The 13512-nt window shown below is 33.5% G+C and carries 24 protein-coding genes; all 24 read left to right on the forward strand.

Annotated elements, in window-relative coordinates; translation table 11 throughout:
- Window positions 1–20: 20 nt before the first annotated feature.
- A complete protein-coding gene (locus T369_RS0104835; RefSeq protein ID WP_031552507.1) occupies window positions 21–299 on the forward strand; it encodes a hypothetical protein in 279 nt (92 codons plus the stop codon).
- 28 nt (window positions 300–327) lie between these two features.
- Window positions 328–1425 carry a competence protein CoiA gene (locus tag T369_RS0104840; protein WP_233417882.1) on the forward strand — a complete coding sequence of 366 codons (1098 nt, stop codon included), beginning with the start codon at window positions 328–330 and terminating at the stop codon, window positions 1423–1425.
- Window positions 1426–1436: 11 nt separating this feature from the next.
- Window positions 1437–2327 (forward strand): DNA-processing protein DprA, encoded by an 891-nt coding sequence (gene dprA, locus T369_RS0104845; RefSeq protein WP_031552513.1) that lies wholly within the window; start codon window positions 1437–1439, stop codon window positions 2325–2327.
- A 26-nt stretch (window positions 2328–2353) separates the two neighbouring features.
- Complete coding sequence (locus T369_RS0104850; protein ID WP_031552516.1) at window positions 2354–3028, forward strand: hypothetical protein; 675 nt, start codon at window positions 2354–2356, stop codon at window positions 3026–3028.
- Window positions 3029–3277: 249 nt separating this feature from the next.
- Window positions 3278–3892 (forward strand): nitroreductase family protein, encoded by a 615-nt coding sequence (locus tag T369_RS0104860; protein WP_031552519.1) that lies wholly within the window; start codon window positions 3278–3280, stop codon window positions 3890–3892.
- Window positions 3893–4001: 109 nt separating this feature from the next.
- The gene (locus T369_RS0104865; protein ID WP_210727758.1) at window positions 4002–4673 is read left to right on the forward strand and encodes an HAD family hydrolase; all 672 of its coding nucleotides are present in this window, start codon (window positions 4002–4004) and stop codon (window positions 4671–4673) included.
- A gap of 41 nt (window positions 4674–4714) precedes the next feature.
- Window positions 4715–5104: an OsmC family protein gene (locus T369_RS0104870; protein ID WP_031552526.1), complete on the forward strand. Its 390-nt coding sequence runs from the start codon at window positions 4715–4717 to the stop codon at window positions 5102–5104.
- A 41-nt stretch (window positions 5105–5145) separates the two neighbouring features.
- Window positions 5146–5895 carry an MBL fold metallo-hydrolase gene (locus tag T369_RS0104875; protein ID WP_031552528.1) on the forward strand — a complete coding sequence of 250 codons (750 nt, stop codon included), beginning with the start codon at window positions 5146–5148 and terminating at the stop codon, window positions 5893–5895.
- A gap of 421 nt (window positions 5896–6316) precedes the next feature.
- A complete protein-coding gene (gene rpsJ, locus T369_RS0104880) occupies window positions 6317–6625 on the forward strand; it encodes a 30S ribosomal protein S10 (protein ID WP_003147624.1) in 309 nt (102 codons plus the stop codon).
- Window positions 6626–6644: 19 nt separating this feature from the next.
- Window positions 6645–7307 (forward strand): 50S ribosomal protein L3, encoded by a 663-nt coding sequence (rplC, locus tag T369_RS0104885; RefSeq protein ID WP_004633609.1) that lies wholly within the window; start codon window positions 6645–6647, stop codon window positions 7305–7307.
- A 32-nt stretch (window positions 7308–7339) separates the two neighbouring features.
- The gene (gene rplD / locus T369_RS0104890) at window positions 7340–7963 is read left to right on the forward strand and encodes a 50S ribosomal protein L4 (protein WP_031552531.1); all 624 of its coding nucleotides are present in this window, start codon (window positions 7340–7342) and stop codon (window positions 7961–7963) included.
- Window positions 7963–8244 (forward strand): 50S ribosomal protein L23, encoded by a 282-nt coding sequence (gene rplW / locus T369_RS0104895; RefSeq protein ID WP_003144216.1) that lies wholly within the window; start codon window positions 7963–7965, stop codon window positions 8242–8244. Before rplD ends, rplW begins: the two co-directional genes overlap by 1 nt.
- 38 nt (window positions 8245–8282) lie before the next feature.
- Window positions 8283–9113 carry a 50S ribosomal protein L2 gene (gene rplB / locus T369_RS0104900; RefSeq protein ID WP_031552537.1) on the forward strand — a complete coding sequence of 277 codons (831 nt, stop codon included), beginning with the start codon at window positions 8283–8285 and terminating at the stop codon, window positions 9111–9113.
- An 87-nt stretch (window positions 9114–9200) separates the two neighbouring features.
- On the forward strand, window positions 9201–9479 hold the full coding sequence (gene rpsS / locus T369_RS0104905) for a 30S ribosomal protein S19 (protein WP_003147627.1): 279 nt from the start codon (window positions 9201–9203) through the stop codon (window positions 9477–9479).
- 33 nt (window positions 9480–9512) lie between these two features.
- Complete coding sequence (gene rplV / locus T369_RS0104910; protein WP_003144105.1) at window positions 9513–9848, forward strand: 50S ribosomal protein L22; 336 nt, start codon at window positions 9513–9515, stop codon at window positions 9846–9848.
- Window positions 9849–9897: 49 nt separating this feature from the next.
- On the forward strand, window positions 9898–10551 hold the full coding sequence (gene rpsC, locus T369_RS0104915) for a 30S ribosomal protein S3 (RefSeq protein WP_006364591.1): 654 nt from the start codon (window positions 9898–9900) through the stop codon (window positions 10549–10551).
- A gap of 3 nt (window positions 10552–10554) precedes the next feature.
- Entirely contained in the window at window positions 10555–10980 is a 426-nt protein-coding gene (rplP, locus tag T369_RS0104920; RefSeq protein ID WP_006364590.1) for a 50S ribosomal protein L16, read from the forward strand.
- Window positions 10980–11189 (forward strand): 50S ribosomal protein L29, encoded by a 210-nt coding sequence (gene rpmC / locus T369_RS0104925; protein WP_003144404.1) that lies wholly within the window; start codon window positions 10980–10982, stop codon window positions 11187–11189. The genes rplP and rpmC overlap by 1 nt, the downstream gene beginning before the upstream one ends.
- 15 nt (window positions 11190–11204) lie before the next feature.
- Window positions 11205–11468: a 30S ribosomal protein S17 gene (rpsQ, locus tag T369_RS0104930; protein ID WP_003144356.1), complete on the forward strand. Its 264-nt coding sequence runs from the start codon at window positions 11205–11207 to the stop codon at window positions 11466–11468.
- Window positions 11469–11507: 39 nt separating this feature from the next.
- Window positions 11508–11876, forward strand: a complete 369-nt coding sequence (gene rplN, locus T369_RS0104935; protein WP_003144098.1) for a 50S ribosomal protein L14 — start codon at window positions 11508–11510, stop codon at window positions 11874–11876.
- A gap of 34 nt (window positions 11877–11910) precedes the next feature.
- Complete coding sequence (gene rplX / locus T369_RS0104940; RefSeq protein ID WP_006364589.1) at window positions 11911–12216, forward strand: 50S ribosomal protein L24; 306 nt, start codon at window positions 11911–11913, stop codon at window positions 12214–12216.
- Between the two features lie 32 nt (window positions 12217–12248).
- Entirely contained in the window at window positions 12249–12788 is a 540-nt protein-coding gene (gene rplE, locus T369_RS0104945; RefSeq protein WP_006364588.1) for a 50S ribosomal protein L5, read from the forward strand.
- Between the two features lie 21 nt (window positions 12789–12809).
- On the forward strand, window positions 12810–13079 hold the full coding sequence (gene rpsN / locus T369_RS0104950) for a 30S ribosomal protein S14 (RefSeq protein ID WP_003144337.1): 270 nt from the start codon (window positions 12810–12812) through the stop codon (window positions 13077–13079).
- Between the two features lie 32 nt (window positions 13080–13111).
- Window positions 13112–13507 (forward strand): 30S ribosomal protein S8, encoded by a 396-nt coding sequence (gene rpsH / locus T369_RS0104955; protein ID WP_006364587.1) that lies wholly within the window; start codon window positions 13112–13114, stop codon window positions 13505–13507.
- Window positions 13508–13512: the final 5 nt, after the last annotated feature.

Raw genomic sequence — 13512 nt, forward strand, 5'->3', positions numbered from 1 at the left:
AATGAAAGGGGGATATTACAATGAATGCTAATTGTTATGATCGCGTAGTGGAGGTAAAAAAATACATAAAAAAACCGTGGCCAATGAATTCTTTGAATTTTTCACTTAAAGAAGATATGTATCTTATGAGGGAAGCAAGTATTCGTCAGACTCATTATTATCTATGTCAAAAAGATGGGAAAACGTATCTAATAGATAGTGATAACCACAAAGATGAAATATCAGGGATAAATTTAAATAAGTTTGTTGAAATAGAGATAGATGATGCTATTTATAGAAAGTATAGAGTACTTAAGTAAAATGATAATTTAATAGATTTTAATACGAATGACGTGCAGTAGTTCTAGTAATGAGGTGCTAGAGAAAAAGGTGAGAATCATGTATGTAGCGTATGATGATAATAATAAAGTATGTAATGCATTGGATACTGATATTGAAAAAGCAAATAAATACCATTGTCCAGTTTGTGGAGAAAAGGTTATTTTTAAAAAAGGTGTGAAGATACAATCGCATTTTGCTCATGTTAAAAATTGTTCATGTGATTATGAGACTTATAAAAAAGAAAGTAAAGAACATTTAGAGGCGAAAAAGGATTTGTATAACCACTTTAGAAGTATGTATAAAAACGTTGAAGTTGAGCATGTTTTCAAAGTAGGAGAAGGAAATATTCAAATAGCTGATGTTTTTATTAGGGATAAGAATATTGCTTTTGAATATCAACGCTCGGTAATTCCGTTAGAGCTCATTAAGCAACGAACCATAGGATACGAAAAAGCAGGAATAAAACTTATTTGGCTAATAGATACAAATAAATTCATAAAAGAGTTGAAAAGCTATGATGGTATAAGTTATATAAGGTATGCTCCTTTCGTGGATAATTTTTTGAATTATTATAAAGGGAAAGTGTTCTTCTATGGTTGGGATAGTGAGAATAAGAGTTTTGAATTATATCAACTCTGGGCACATAATCTGAAAAAGAGAAATGCCGTTTGTATCAAAACAACTGTTAGTTTAGATAAATTTGATATTCCATTGGATTTAAGATTATCGGAGAAGGATTTGACTTCTAAATTATATCCATCAGATATTGAAAACTATGTTTATGAACAAATTAAATATGATAAAACGGTAAAGAACAAAGTATTAAGTATGTTTTATAATCAAAGAATAGAGTTAAGCAACATTCCAGAGATTATAGGGGTTAATATGTTGGAACAAATATTGATAAATACTCCTTTAATTTACTGGCAGGGATTGATGTATCGATTCTACAAAGAGGGTAAAACATACACAGAGCTTATTCGTATTATGAGAAATATTATTGAGATAAAAGATAGTATCTACATTGATAATAAACAGGAAAATGAGATATTTATAAAGGTATTTGATAATTATTATAATTTGCTTATCGCAAATGAAGATTAAGGGAGACTGTTATGGGGGAGTATTATGGGATGTTAACGGACATCGAAAAAAGAATTATCCTCTCATTAGTTGCGATAGAAAAAGTTACGACTTTGAAATTGCATAAAATGTTTGAGGAGTTGGGGAGTATAGAGATGGTTTTAGAGCTATCTGTTCAAGAATTTGAGAAATTTTTTGGTGACAGTGGTGAAGAGATTCATAAAAAATTAAAATACAATTTGGATTTTAATTTTGAGGAGTATTTTAAATTTTATAGTGTAAATTATATATTTTGCGATGATATTTATTATCCGAAAGAGTTGTTTAGGTTGTACGATTATCCTTTTGTAATTTTTTATAGAGGGAATAAAGAGTTGTTGTTATTTAAACGTAAAATGTCGATTGTGGGCAGTAGAAACAATACGGAGTATTCGGAAGAAGCTCTAGAATCTATTGTACCGCATCTACTAAAGAATTATTTTTTAATAGTTAGTGGTCTTGCCTATGGTGTGGATAGTTTAGCTCATGAAGGTGCTATAAAAAATGGAGGATTTACTATAGGGGTTATTGCTCATGGTCACAATATAATATATCCGGAAAAAAGCAGATATCTCTATAAAGAATTAGAGAAAAGACATTTAATTATATCGGAATATGTGCCAACATCGCCAATAAGAAAATATAAATTCTTGGAGAGAAATAGGTTAGTTGCGGGGTTAACGAGTTCGTTGTTAGTTACAGAAGCGGCTAAAAAGAGTGGTACATCTAGGACGGTAGATTTTGCTTTGGATTTAGGTAATAATGTATTTTGCCTTCCAGGGAAGTTTGGAGCAAAAATGAGTTGGGCCATGAATGAATATATTAGAGAGGGGGCGATACTGGTAAATAAATTAGAGGATTTTGGTGAAGAATTAGGATTTTAGTATAGATATTTGAGAGGATGATTATTATGACAGATATCTTATTTATTAATCCACTAGGTTGGGATAGATATATTTGGACGAGAGTTCTGGAAAATATGCCAAACCAAACCTTTGATTTTATTGAATTTACAGAAGAGAGTTTTAAATCTATATCAAAAAAAGAAATTGAGACGGTACTGTTAAATAAAATGACTAAGGTTAAAAGAGGCGGATATATTATTAGTGCTTCTTATGGAACGGTTGTTTTGCTTAATGGGTTGGAAATTTTTGGCGAATACCTTAATGAGGTCAATTTGATAGTAATTGAGGGGTTAGAGCCGATACCTCCTAAATCAGTGTTAAAAACATATTTTGAACCGGAGATAAAGTTCGCTAGTAAAGAAGAATATCTATCAAAGACACTTAGTGAAGAAGAAAAGCAAGATAAGTTTTTAGTGGAGTTACTCCTAAGAAAACTGAGAAAAAGAGGTAGTGAATATGTGATTAGTCCATCAGCAGAGTTAGAGTATGATTACTTATCTCTGTATGCAGGAATAGATAATTTAGGGTTGTTAAAAAAATGTAGAGAAGTATTTAATAGAGTTACGATTTTCTCTTATTTTAAATTAATACCTGCAAATTACATACAAATAGAGGAAGAAGATCATCTCCTTATGGTTACAAAGCCTGAGATGATAGTAAAAGTAATATTAGGGAAATAATAATGCAAGATTGGTTAAATAACAAAGTTAAAAAATCTAGAAAAATAATATCGAGTAATCCAAGGAGGTATTGTGGTGGTATTAAAATTTTTCTAGGAAATGAATATAATATAAAATGAAGAGTAGCTGATAATAAAGTTCTTGGCTGCTCTTTTTATATTAAGTTAATATAGTTGATATAAGGTATCAATTATAGTATAATTGTACAGCTAAAAGATTAGAAAATTAATTTAGGAGATTGAGTAAACAATGAGAGATTTTTTTGATGTAATTAGAAATAGAAGATCGGTAAAATACTATGATGAGAGTGTTAAAATTCCTCGTGAGGAAATTTTAGAAATGTTGGATGAAGCAAATATTGCTCCGTCATCGTGTAACTTTCAACCATGGAGATATATAGTGGTTGACACGCCAGAAGGTAAAGAAAAGTTAGGTAAAGCAAACTTTAATAAAACACAAAATGATACTTCATCAGCGATGATTATATTATTAGGTGATTTAAGTTACTTTGATAAATTTGATGAAATCTATGGTTCTGCAGTAGAAGAAGGTCATATGACAGAAGAAGTAAAAGAAAAATTCAGAACGGGTCTTGAGGGAATGATAGAGGCTACAACTCATGAGACGAAACGTGAATTAGTTTATTTCGATTGTGGAATTTGGACTATGCAATTTGCGAATATCGTTCATGCGAAAGGTTATGATTCTAATATAATTGGTGGATTTGATAGAAAGAAAGTTTCTGAGTTATTCGAGCTTGATGAATCATTAATGCCTGTAATGTTAATAGCTATAGGAAAGAAAGAAAAAGATGCAAGACCTTCTACTAGAATGGGAGCTAAAGATTTAGTAACTTTTGAGTAGTTTCTACGTTGGGAATCTTGCCTAAAAATAAGGTAAATTTTACTAGCATATTACTTTAAAAAATATTGTTTAGGGTTTAAAATAGGTAATATATGTATAGATGAGGAGAATGTCAGTGAAAAAACTAGAAGCGGTAATTTTTGATTTTGATGGAACTATTGTAGATACTGAAAAAGTTTATTATGAGAATATGAGAGACCTAACTGAAGAAGTCTTAGGTGCTAAATTGGATAAAATGGATTACATAGAGAATGTCTCAGGTACAAATGAAGAGACTAGTAGAAGGTATTATAATAAACGATTTGGTATGTCTGATGAAGATTATGATAAATTCGAAGAGGAAATTACTAGACGTATATTTGAAAATTATCATAGTGCGCCTGTATTGCCAGGAATTGCAGAAGTTATGGAATATTTACATGAGATAGGTGTAAAAATGGCTGTAGCATCAAATGGTAAAGAGGAGCATATTCGAACAGGTTTAAAGAGAAAAGGTTTTGAAAAATATATCGGAGCAATTGCTACTAGAGAAGAGGTAGAAAACCCGAAACCAGCATCTGATGTATATTTATTGGCAGCTAATAAATTAGGTGTTAATATTGAAAATTCAATTGCTATTGAAGATTCTAAACCTGGAGCAATAGGTGCTAGTAAATCAGGTGCAACATTAATTTTGCAGACTAATGATATTACTAAACATATGGATTTTAGTGGAGTTCAGTACGCTTATAAAGATGTAGATTTATTAGAAACAATAAAAGATGTAGTAGAAAATAAATAATATAGAAGAATTTTTAAAAAATAATAAATGGGGGTATTAAAATGTACACATCAAACTTAAAAATAAAAGAAGGTTTTACTGCTAATGCAACAACACCATTAGGTGGAAGTTATACAATGAGAATAGAAGAAGAATTCGATGGACCTATGGAAATCTTCACTGTTGCTTATAATGGGTGTATTAGTATGTGTGCAAAAGGATATTTTGTTAGAGCTTATGGTTTAAAAGATTTAGCTGTGGAAACAGAGCTAAAAGTAGACTACGATAATAAAAATATTGTAGCAAATGTCTATGTGGATAGAACAGAAGAAGAACTAAGCTCAAAAGATAGAGAGGGAGTACTAGAAAATATCAAATTAAGATGTAAAGTTTCTCATTTATTATCTGATGAATTAGATATTCAATATAATATACTACCTTTGAAAAAATAAAAGCTAAGATAAGTGTGCTCGTGAAAAGTCAAGGAGGTATTATGTCTATTTTATTTACTTATTGTGGGGTTGCGTGTGGAGTCATCTCTATAGATAATAAATTTTATATCGGTATTGATCCTGATTTATCTCCTAAAGGAAGTCTAGTCCAGTTTAAAGGGTTCGTATCTAAAAAGCAAACTGATGTTAATAATGACAGCGAGCTTCTTAATAAAGTTGACCTATGGTTAATAACTCATGGTCATCAAGATCATTTAGATGATGTAGGAAGAAGTTACCTAAATGGTAAAACTGTAATTTCAACTAATAAAAAAATTACAGAAGGATTGTCAGTTTTAAATAATATGGTTTTAAAATGGGGCGAAGAACAAATATTTTCAGTTGAAGAATATCAAATTATTATTAAAGCAGTACCTGCATATCATGCAAGTAATTATATTATGCAAAAGATAGTTGGAAAAGTTAATGGTTATCAAATAACAATCAAAAGCCCTTTGCTAACTAAGGTAATTTACTTCACGGGTGATACAGTTCTGTATTCTGAGTTAACGAAGAATATTCCGCAAAATATAGATGTTATTTTTGCTAACCTAGGTGCAGTAAAATCTGGTTCATTTGGTGGACCTTTTACAATGGATTTGGGAATGTTAAAACAAATGGATAGTCTGCTTCAGCCTAAGAATGTTTATCCGCTGCACATTGAAGATTATAGTCATTACAAAACGACTCGAAAAGAAGTTGAAGCAGCAGGATATAAAGTTTTGGTAGCAGGAGATAGTATTTCGATATAATATATTACCTTTGGAAAAATAATTTTTTTGAAAAAACTTAGAATAATTATTCTAGGTTTTTTCTTATTGTTTCTGGAAAATAATTAATAGACAATAAGGGGAAATTTCAAAATATAAAAAGTGATAATTGAATTTTTTCTTCTATATAATATAGGACAAAATGAGAGATCGAAAATTCTAAAAACTATAGTTGAAAAATGGAAAACATATTCATAAATTTTTTTGAATTTTTTTCGTTAAATCACTTGCAATTAATGGTTTTTCCATGTATAATAATGAATGTTGGTCTGAAAAAGACTTGCGTTGAAGCGAAAGGTTACTGACACGCCCGGCCGCTTTGCCATGGCATGGCGTGCTGGAGAACTTTCGTGGAGAAGTTGTTACTAGATAACAGCGAATAAATGTAATAGGAGGAGAAATGATGGCAAAACAAAAAATTCGTATTCGTCTAAAAGGATATGATCACAGATTAGTGGATCAAAGTGCAGAGAAAATTGTTGAAACAGCAAAACGTTCTGGAGCAAAAGTTTCTGGACCAATTCCATTACCAACGGAAAAAGCAGTTTACACAATTTTACGTTCAGTTCACATTTACAAAGATAGCCGTGAACAATTCGAACAACGCACACACAAACGCCTAATCGATATTATTGAACCAACACAAAAAACAGTTGACGCTTTAATCAGCTTAAACTTACCATCAGGTGTTGACATCGAATTAAAATTATAATTATAGGAGGTGACTTTCGATGACCAAAGGTATCTTAGGAAGAAAAGTAGGTATGACTCAAATCTTCGCTGAAAATGGAGAATTAATCCCAGTAACAGTAGTTGAAGCGAAAGGTAACGTCGTATTACAAAAGAAAACAGAAGAAGTTGAAGGATACAACGCAATCCAATTAGGATTCGACGATAAACGTCCTTACGATAAAGAACGTAAAGATCGTTTAGTAAAAGTTGCGAACAAACCTGAACAAGGTCACGCAGATAAAGCTAACACTGCTCCAAAACGTTTCGTACGCGAAATCAGAGATGCAGATGTTGCTAGTTATGAAGTAGGTCAAGAAGTCCAAGTTGATATTTTTGCAGCAGGGGACTTAGTTGACGTAACAGGAGTAAGTAAAGGTAAAGGATTCCAAGGGGCTATTAAACGTCACGGACAATCTCGTGGACCAATGGCACACGGTTCTCGTTACCACCGTCGTCCTGGGTCAATGGGACCTGTAGCACCTAACCGTGTATTTAAAGGTAAAGCATTACCAGGTCAAATGGGTGGAGTTACAGTTACTACTCAAAACTTAGAAATCGTAAGCGTAGATGTAGAAAATGGATTAATCCTAGTTAAAGGATGTATTCCAGGATCTAAAAAAAGCTTCGTAAAAATCCAATCAGCAGTTAAATCTGGTAAATAATCGGAAAATATACGGAAGGAGGAAATTAGATAATGCCACAATTAGATTTATTTAAACAAGACGGTACAAAAGTTGGTGCAGTTGAAGCTAATGATGCAGTATTTGGTATTGAACCAAATCAACACGTATTATTCCAAGCTGTAACTTTACAAAGAGCATCACTTCGTCAAGGTACACACAAAACAAAAGGACGTTCTGAAGTTTCAGGTGGTGGTCGCAAACCATGGCGTCAAAAAGGAACAGGTCGTGCTCGTCAAGGATCTATCCGTTCACCACAATGGCGTGGAGGTGGAATTGTATTCGGACCTACACCACGTAGCTACAGCTTCAAAATGCCTCGTAAAATGCGTCGTTTAGCATTACGTTCTGCTTTATCTTCTAAAGTAGCAGCTAACGAAGTATTTGCATTAGAAACATTAGCATTTGATGCAATTAAAACTAAAAACTTTAAAGAAATGTTATCAAACCTTAGCCTAGAGAAAAAAGTATTATTCGTAGTTACTGAACTAGAAGAAAATACTGTTTTATCAGGAAGAAATATTCCAGGAGTTGAATTCGTAGAAACAACTGGTCTTAACGTATTAGACATCTTAGGAAGCAACAAAGTTGTATTCACTAAAGATGCATTAGAAAAAGTTGGGGAGGTATTAGCATAATGGAAGCACGCGATATTATCAAACGCCCAGTATTAACTGAAAAAAGTTATTTATTAATGCAAGAAAATAAATACACTTTCCTAGTAGACACACGCGCTCACAAAACTCAAATTAAACAAGCTATCGAAGAAATTTTCGGAGTTAAAGTTGAGAAAGTAAACGTAATGAACTACAAACCAAAATTCCGTCGTGTTGGAAGATACGGTGGTTACACTAACAAACGTAGAAAAGCTATCGTTAAGTTAGCTGAAGGACAAACAATCGAAGGATTATTCGCTTAAGAATAACATTTAAAACCACTAAGGAGGAAAAATGACAAATGGCTATTAAAGTATATAAAGCTATTACTAATGGTCGTCGTCACATGACATCATTAGACTTTGCAGAAATTACAACAAGCAAACCAGAAAAGTCATTATTAGCGCCGCTACCGAAAAAAGCGGGAAGAAATAACCAAGGTAAAATCACTGTTCGTCACCATGGTGGAGGACACAAAAAACAATACCGTATTATTGACTTCAAGAGAAATAAAGACAACGTACCAGCAAAAGTTGCTACAATCGAGTACGATCCAAACCGTTCAGCAAACATCGCATTATTACACTATGTTGATGGAGAAAAAAGATACATCATCGCTCCTAAAGAACTAAAAGTAGGACAAGTAGTAGTATCTGGACCAGAAGCTGATATCAAAATTGGTAATACATTACCACTAGCAAACATCCCAGTAGGGACATTAATTCACAACATCGAACTTAAACCTGGTAAAGGTGGACAATTAGTACGTTCAGCTGGAGCAAGTGCTCAAGTACTTGGTAAAGAAGGTAAATACGTATTAGTACGTCTTAAATCAGGAGAAGTTAGAATGATCTTAGCAACTTGCCGTGCTACAATCGGTGAAGTTGGTAACGAACAACACGGACTAGTTAATATCGGTAAAGCCGGTAGAACTCGTTGGTTAGGTAAAAGACCTACTGTACGTGGATCTGTAATGAACCCGAACGATCACCCACACGGTGGTGGTGAAGGACGTACTTCAATCGGACGTAAATCACCAATGTCACCTTGGGGTAAACCTACACTTGGTAAGAAAACTCGTTCTAAAAAAGCTCGTTCAAACAAATTCATCGTACGTGCTAGAAACAAATAATAAAACGAAACAAAGGTTAGTTGGTGAGGAGCAAGTGCTCTTTACCAGAACCTTAAGTATGCAAAGTATCGGAAAGGAGATAACACAATGGCTCGTAGTTTAAAAAAAGGACCATTCGCTGATCACCACTTATTAGCAAAAGTTGAAAAAATGAACGAACAAGAGAAAAAACAAGTAATCAAAACTTGGTCTCGTCGTTCAACAATCTTCCCAACATTCATAGGACTTACTTTTGCAGTATATGACGGAAGAAAACATGTACCTGTATATGTGACTGAAGATATGGTAGGACACAAATTAGGTGAGTTCGCACCAACAAGAACTTATAAAGGTCACGCTGCAGACGACAGAAAAACAAGAAGATAATTTAGAAATTAGAAAAATCAAGGAGGCACATTCATGGAGTCAAAAGCAATCGCTAAGACAGTCCGCATCGCTCCTCGTAAAGTAAGACTAGTATTAGACTTAGTACGTGGAAAAAAAGTGGGCGAAGCATTAGGAATTTTAGAATTCACAACAAAATCAGCTTCTCTACCAGTAGCTAAAGTTATTAAATCTGCTGCTGCTAACGCTGAACACAACTATGGAATGAATGTAGAAGACTTAGTAGTATCACAAGCATTTGCAAATGAAGGACCAACTCTTAAAAGATTCCGTCCAAGAGCAAAAGGTGCTGCAAGTTCAATTAACAAAAGAACAAGTCACATCACTATCGTTTTAAGTGACAACAAATAATAAAAATTAAGAAATAAAAAGCTAAACTAGTTAAAGGAGGCTACAAACTGTGGGTCAAAAAGTACATCCAATAGGCTTACGTGTTGGAGTTATTCGTGATTGGGATTCAAAATGGTATGCGGAAAAAGATTTCGCTGCTAACTTACACGAAGATTTCAAAATCCGTGAGTTCATCAGTAAACAATTAAAAGACGCTTCAGTTTCTAAAGTAGAAATTGAAAGATTCGATAAGAAAGTAAATATTTCAGTACACACTGGTAAACCAGGTATGGTTATCGGTAAAGGTGGATCTGAAATCGATAAATTAAGATTAGAATTAAACAAATTAACTGGAAAAAGAGTACACATTAATGTAGTTGAAATCAAAAAAGTTGATATCGACGCTAAATTAGTAGCTGAAAACATTGCTCGTCAATTAGAAGCTCGTGTATCATTCCGTCGTGCTCAAAAACAAGCTATCCAAAGAGCTATGAGAGCAGGAGCTAAAGGAATTAAAACTCAAGTATCAGGTCGTCTTGGTGGAGCAGATATCGCTCGTGCAGAACACTATTCAGAAGGTTCAGTACCATTACATACATTAAGAGCAAACATCGATTACGCTCACGAAGAAGCAGATACTACTTATGGTAAACTTGGAGTTAAAGTTTGGATTAACCGTGGTGAAGTATTACCAACTAGAAAATCTGAAAAAGGAGGTAACTAATTTATGTTAATGCCTAAACGTGTTAAATATCGTCGTCAACACAGACAATCAACAAAAGGTAAATCTAAAGGCGGAAACGTAGTAGATTTCGGTCAATATGGATTACAAGCTACTACTGCAGCAAGAGTTACTTCTCGTCAAATCGAAGCTGCTCGTATAGCGATGACTCGTTATATGAAACGTGGTGGTAAAGTTTGGATTAAGATCTTCCCTCACATGCCTTATACTAAAAAACCATTAGAAGTTCGTATGGGATCTGGTAAAGGTGCAGTTGAAGGATGGGTTGCAATAGTAAAACCAGGTAGAGTGATGTTTGAAGTTGCTGGAGTAAGTGAAGAAGTTGCACGTGAAGCTCTAAGACTTGCATCTCACAAGTTACCTGTTAAATGTAAATTTGTAAAACGTGAAGAAACAGGTGGTGAAGCATAATGAAAACAAATGAATTCAAATCTATGATTAGAGAATTAACTTCACAAGAGTTAGAAACAAAAATCAAAGAACTTAAAGAAGAGCTTTTCAACTTACGCTTCCAATTGGCAACTGGTCAATTAGAAAATACAGCTCGTATTAGTCAAGTTAGAAAATCAATCGCTCGTATGAAAACTGTTATTCGCGAAAGAGAATTAGCGAATAAATAATAATAGGAGGCAAACATGACTGAGAGAAATGATAGAAAAGTTTACGTTGGAAAAGTAGTTTCTGATAAAATGGATAAAACTATCACAGTTTTAGTAGAAACTTACAAAAAACATCCTCTATACGGTAAACGTGTAAAATATTCTAAAAAATTCAAAGCACATGATGAAAACAATGTTGCTAAATTAAATGATATCGTTAAAATAATGGAAACTCGTCCATTATCTGCAACTAAAAACTTCCGTTTAGTAGAAGTAGTAGAAGAAGCAGTTATAATCTAATAAAACTAGGATAAACCCTAAGAAGGAGGCAAAAAGCGCATGATTCAACAAGAAACACGCTTAAAAGTGGCTGATAACTCAGGAGCAAAAGAAGTTTTAACAATTAAAGTTCTAGGTGGTTCAGGACGTAAAGTTGCCAATATCGGTGACGTTATTGTATGTTCTGTTAAAAAAGCAACACCAGGTGGAGTTGTTAAAAAAGGTGAAGTAGTTAAAGCCGTAATCGTTCGTACAAAAACAGGAGCTCGTCGTAACGACGGTTCATATATTAAATTTGATGAAAATGCTTGTGTAATTATCCGTGATGATAAGAGCCCACGTGGTACTCGTATTTTCGGACCAGTTGCTCGTGAATTAAGAGACGGTAACTACATGAAAATCGTATCATTAGCTCCAGAAGTATTATAATAAAAAAGTACAGAAAGAAGGAGGTTAACAAGAAATGTTCATTAAAAAAGGTGATAAAGTTGTAGTAATTACTGGTAAAGACAAAGGTAAAGTTGGAACAGTAATCGAAGCTCAACCTAAAAAAGATCGTGTTGTTGTAGAAGGTGTTAATATCATTAAAAAACACGTTAAAAATTCTCAAGATGCACCTCAAGGTGGAATCGTAGAAAAAGAAGCAGCAATCCACGCATCAAACGTAATGTTACAAGATCCTGAAACTGGAAAAGCAACAAGAGTACGTTTTGAAACTAAAGATGGTAAGAAAGTACGTATCGCTGTAAAATCAGGAAAAGAAATATAATTATTAGTTGAAGAAAGGAGGCACAATTTTAGATGGCTCGTTTAGAAGATAAATTTAAATCTGAGATAACAAAAGAATTAATGACAAAATTTGAGTACAAAAGCGTAATGCAAGTACCAAAAATTGAAAAAATCGTAATTAACATGGGTGTAGGTGATGCAGTGCAAAACTCTAAAGCCCTAGATAACGCTGTAGCTGAATTAGCTTTAATTTCTGGTCAAAAACCATTAATTACAAGAGCTAAAAAATCAATCGCTACATACAGACTACGTGAAGGTATGCCTATCGGTGCAAAAGTTACTTTACGTGGGGAAAGAATGTATGAATTCTTCGATAAATTAGTAACAGTAGCACTTCCACGTGTACGTGACTTCCACGGTGTTTCTAAAAAAGCATTCGATGGTCGTGGTAACTACACATTAGGTGTTAAAGAACAATTAATTTTCCCTGAAATTGATTATGATAAAGTAAGTAAAGTACGTGGTATGGACATCGTAGTAGTAACTACAGCTAACACAGATGAGGAAGCTCGTGAGTTATTAACACTATGTGGTATGCCATTCGCAAAATAAGAAAGGTGAGGTAATAGACACATGGCTAAAAAAGCAATGGTAGAGCGTGAATTAAAACGCCAAAAATTAGTTGATAAATATGCAGCTAAAAGAGCGGAATTAAAAGCTAAAGGTGATTACATCGGACTTAGCAAACTTCCTAAAAACTCAGCTCCAGCTCGTTTACACAATCGTTGTAGCATAACTGGACGTCCTCACGGATACATTGGGAAATTTGGTATTAGCCGTATTAAATTCCGTGAATTAGCTTATAAAGGACAAATTCCTGGAGTTAAAAAAGCAAGTTGGTAATATATTAGTAGAAGAAAGGAGGATTTATCCTAATGACAATGACAGATCCTATCGCAGATATGCTAACACGTATTCGTAATGCTAACATGGTAAAACACGAAACATTAGAATTACCTGCGTCAAATATTAAAAAGCAAATTGCAGAAATATTAAAACAAGAAGGTTTCATCAAAGATGTAGAATACATCGAAGATAACAAACAAGGAATCATTAAAATTTCACTTAAATACTCTAAAGGTGAAAGAGTAATTAAAGGAATTAAAAGAATTTCAAAACCTGGTTTACGTGTTTATGCTAAAGCAGACGAACTGCCAAGAGTATTAAACGGACTAGGAATAGCAATCGTATCAACTTCAAACGGAGTTGTAACTGATAAAGTTGCTCGTAAAAACAATACAGGTGGAGAAGTATTAGCTTACATCTGGTAATATTA

The sequence above is a fragment of the Gemella sanguinis ATCC 700632 genome, assembly GCF_000701685.1.
Lineage (GTDB): Bacteria > Bacillota > Bacilli > Staphylococcales > Gemellaceae > Gemella > Gemella sanguinis.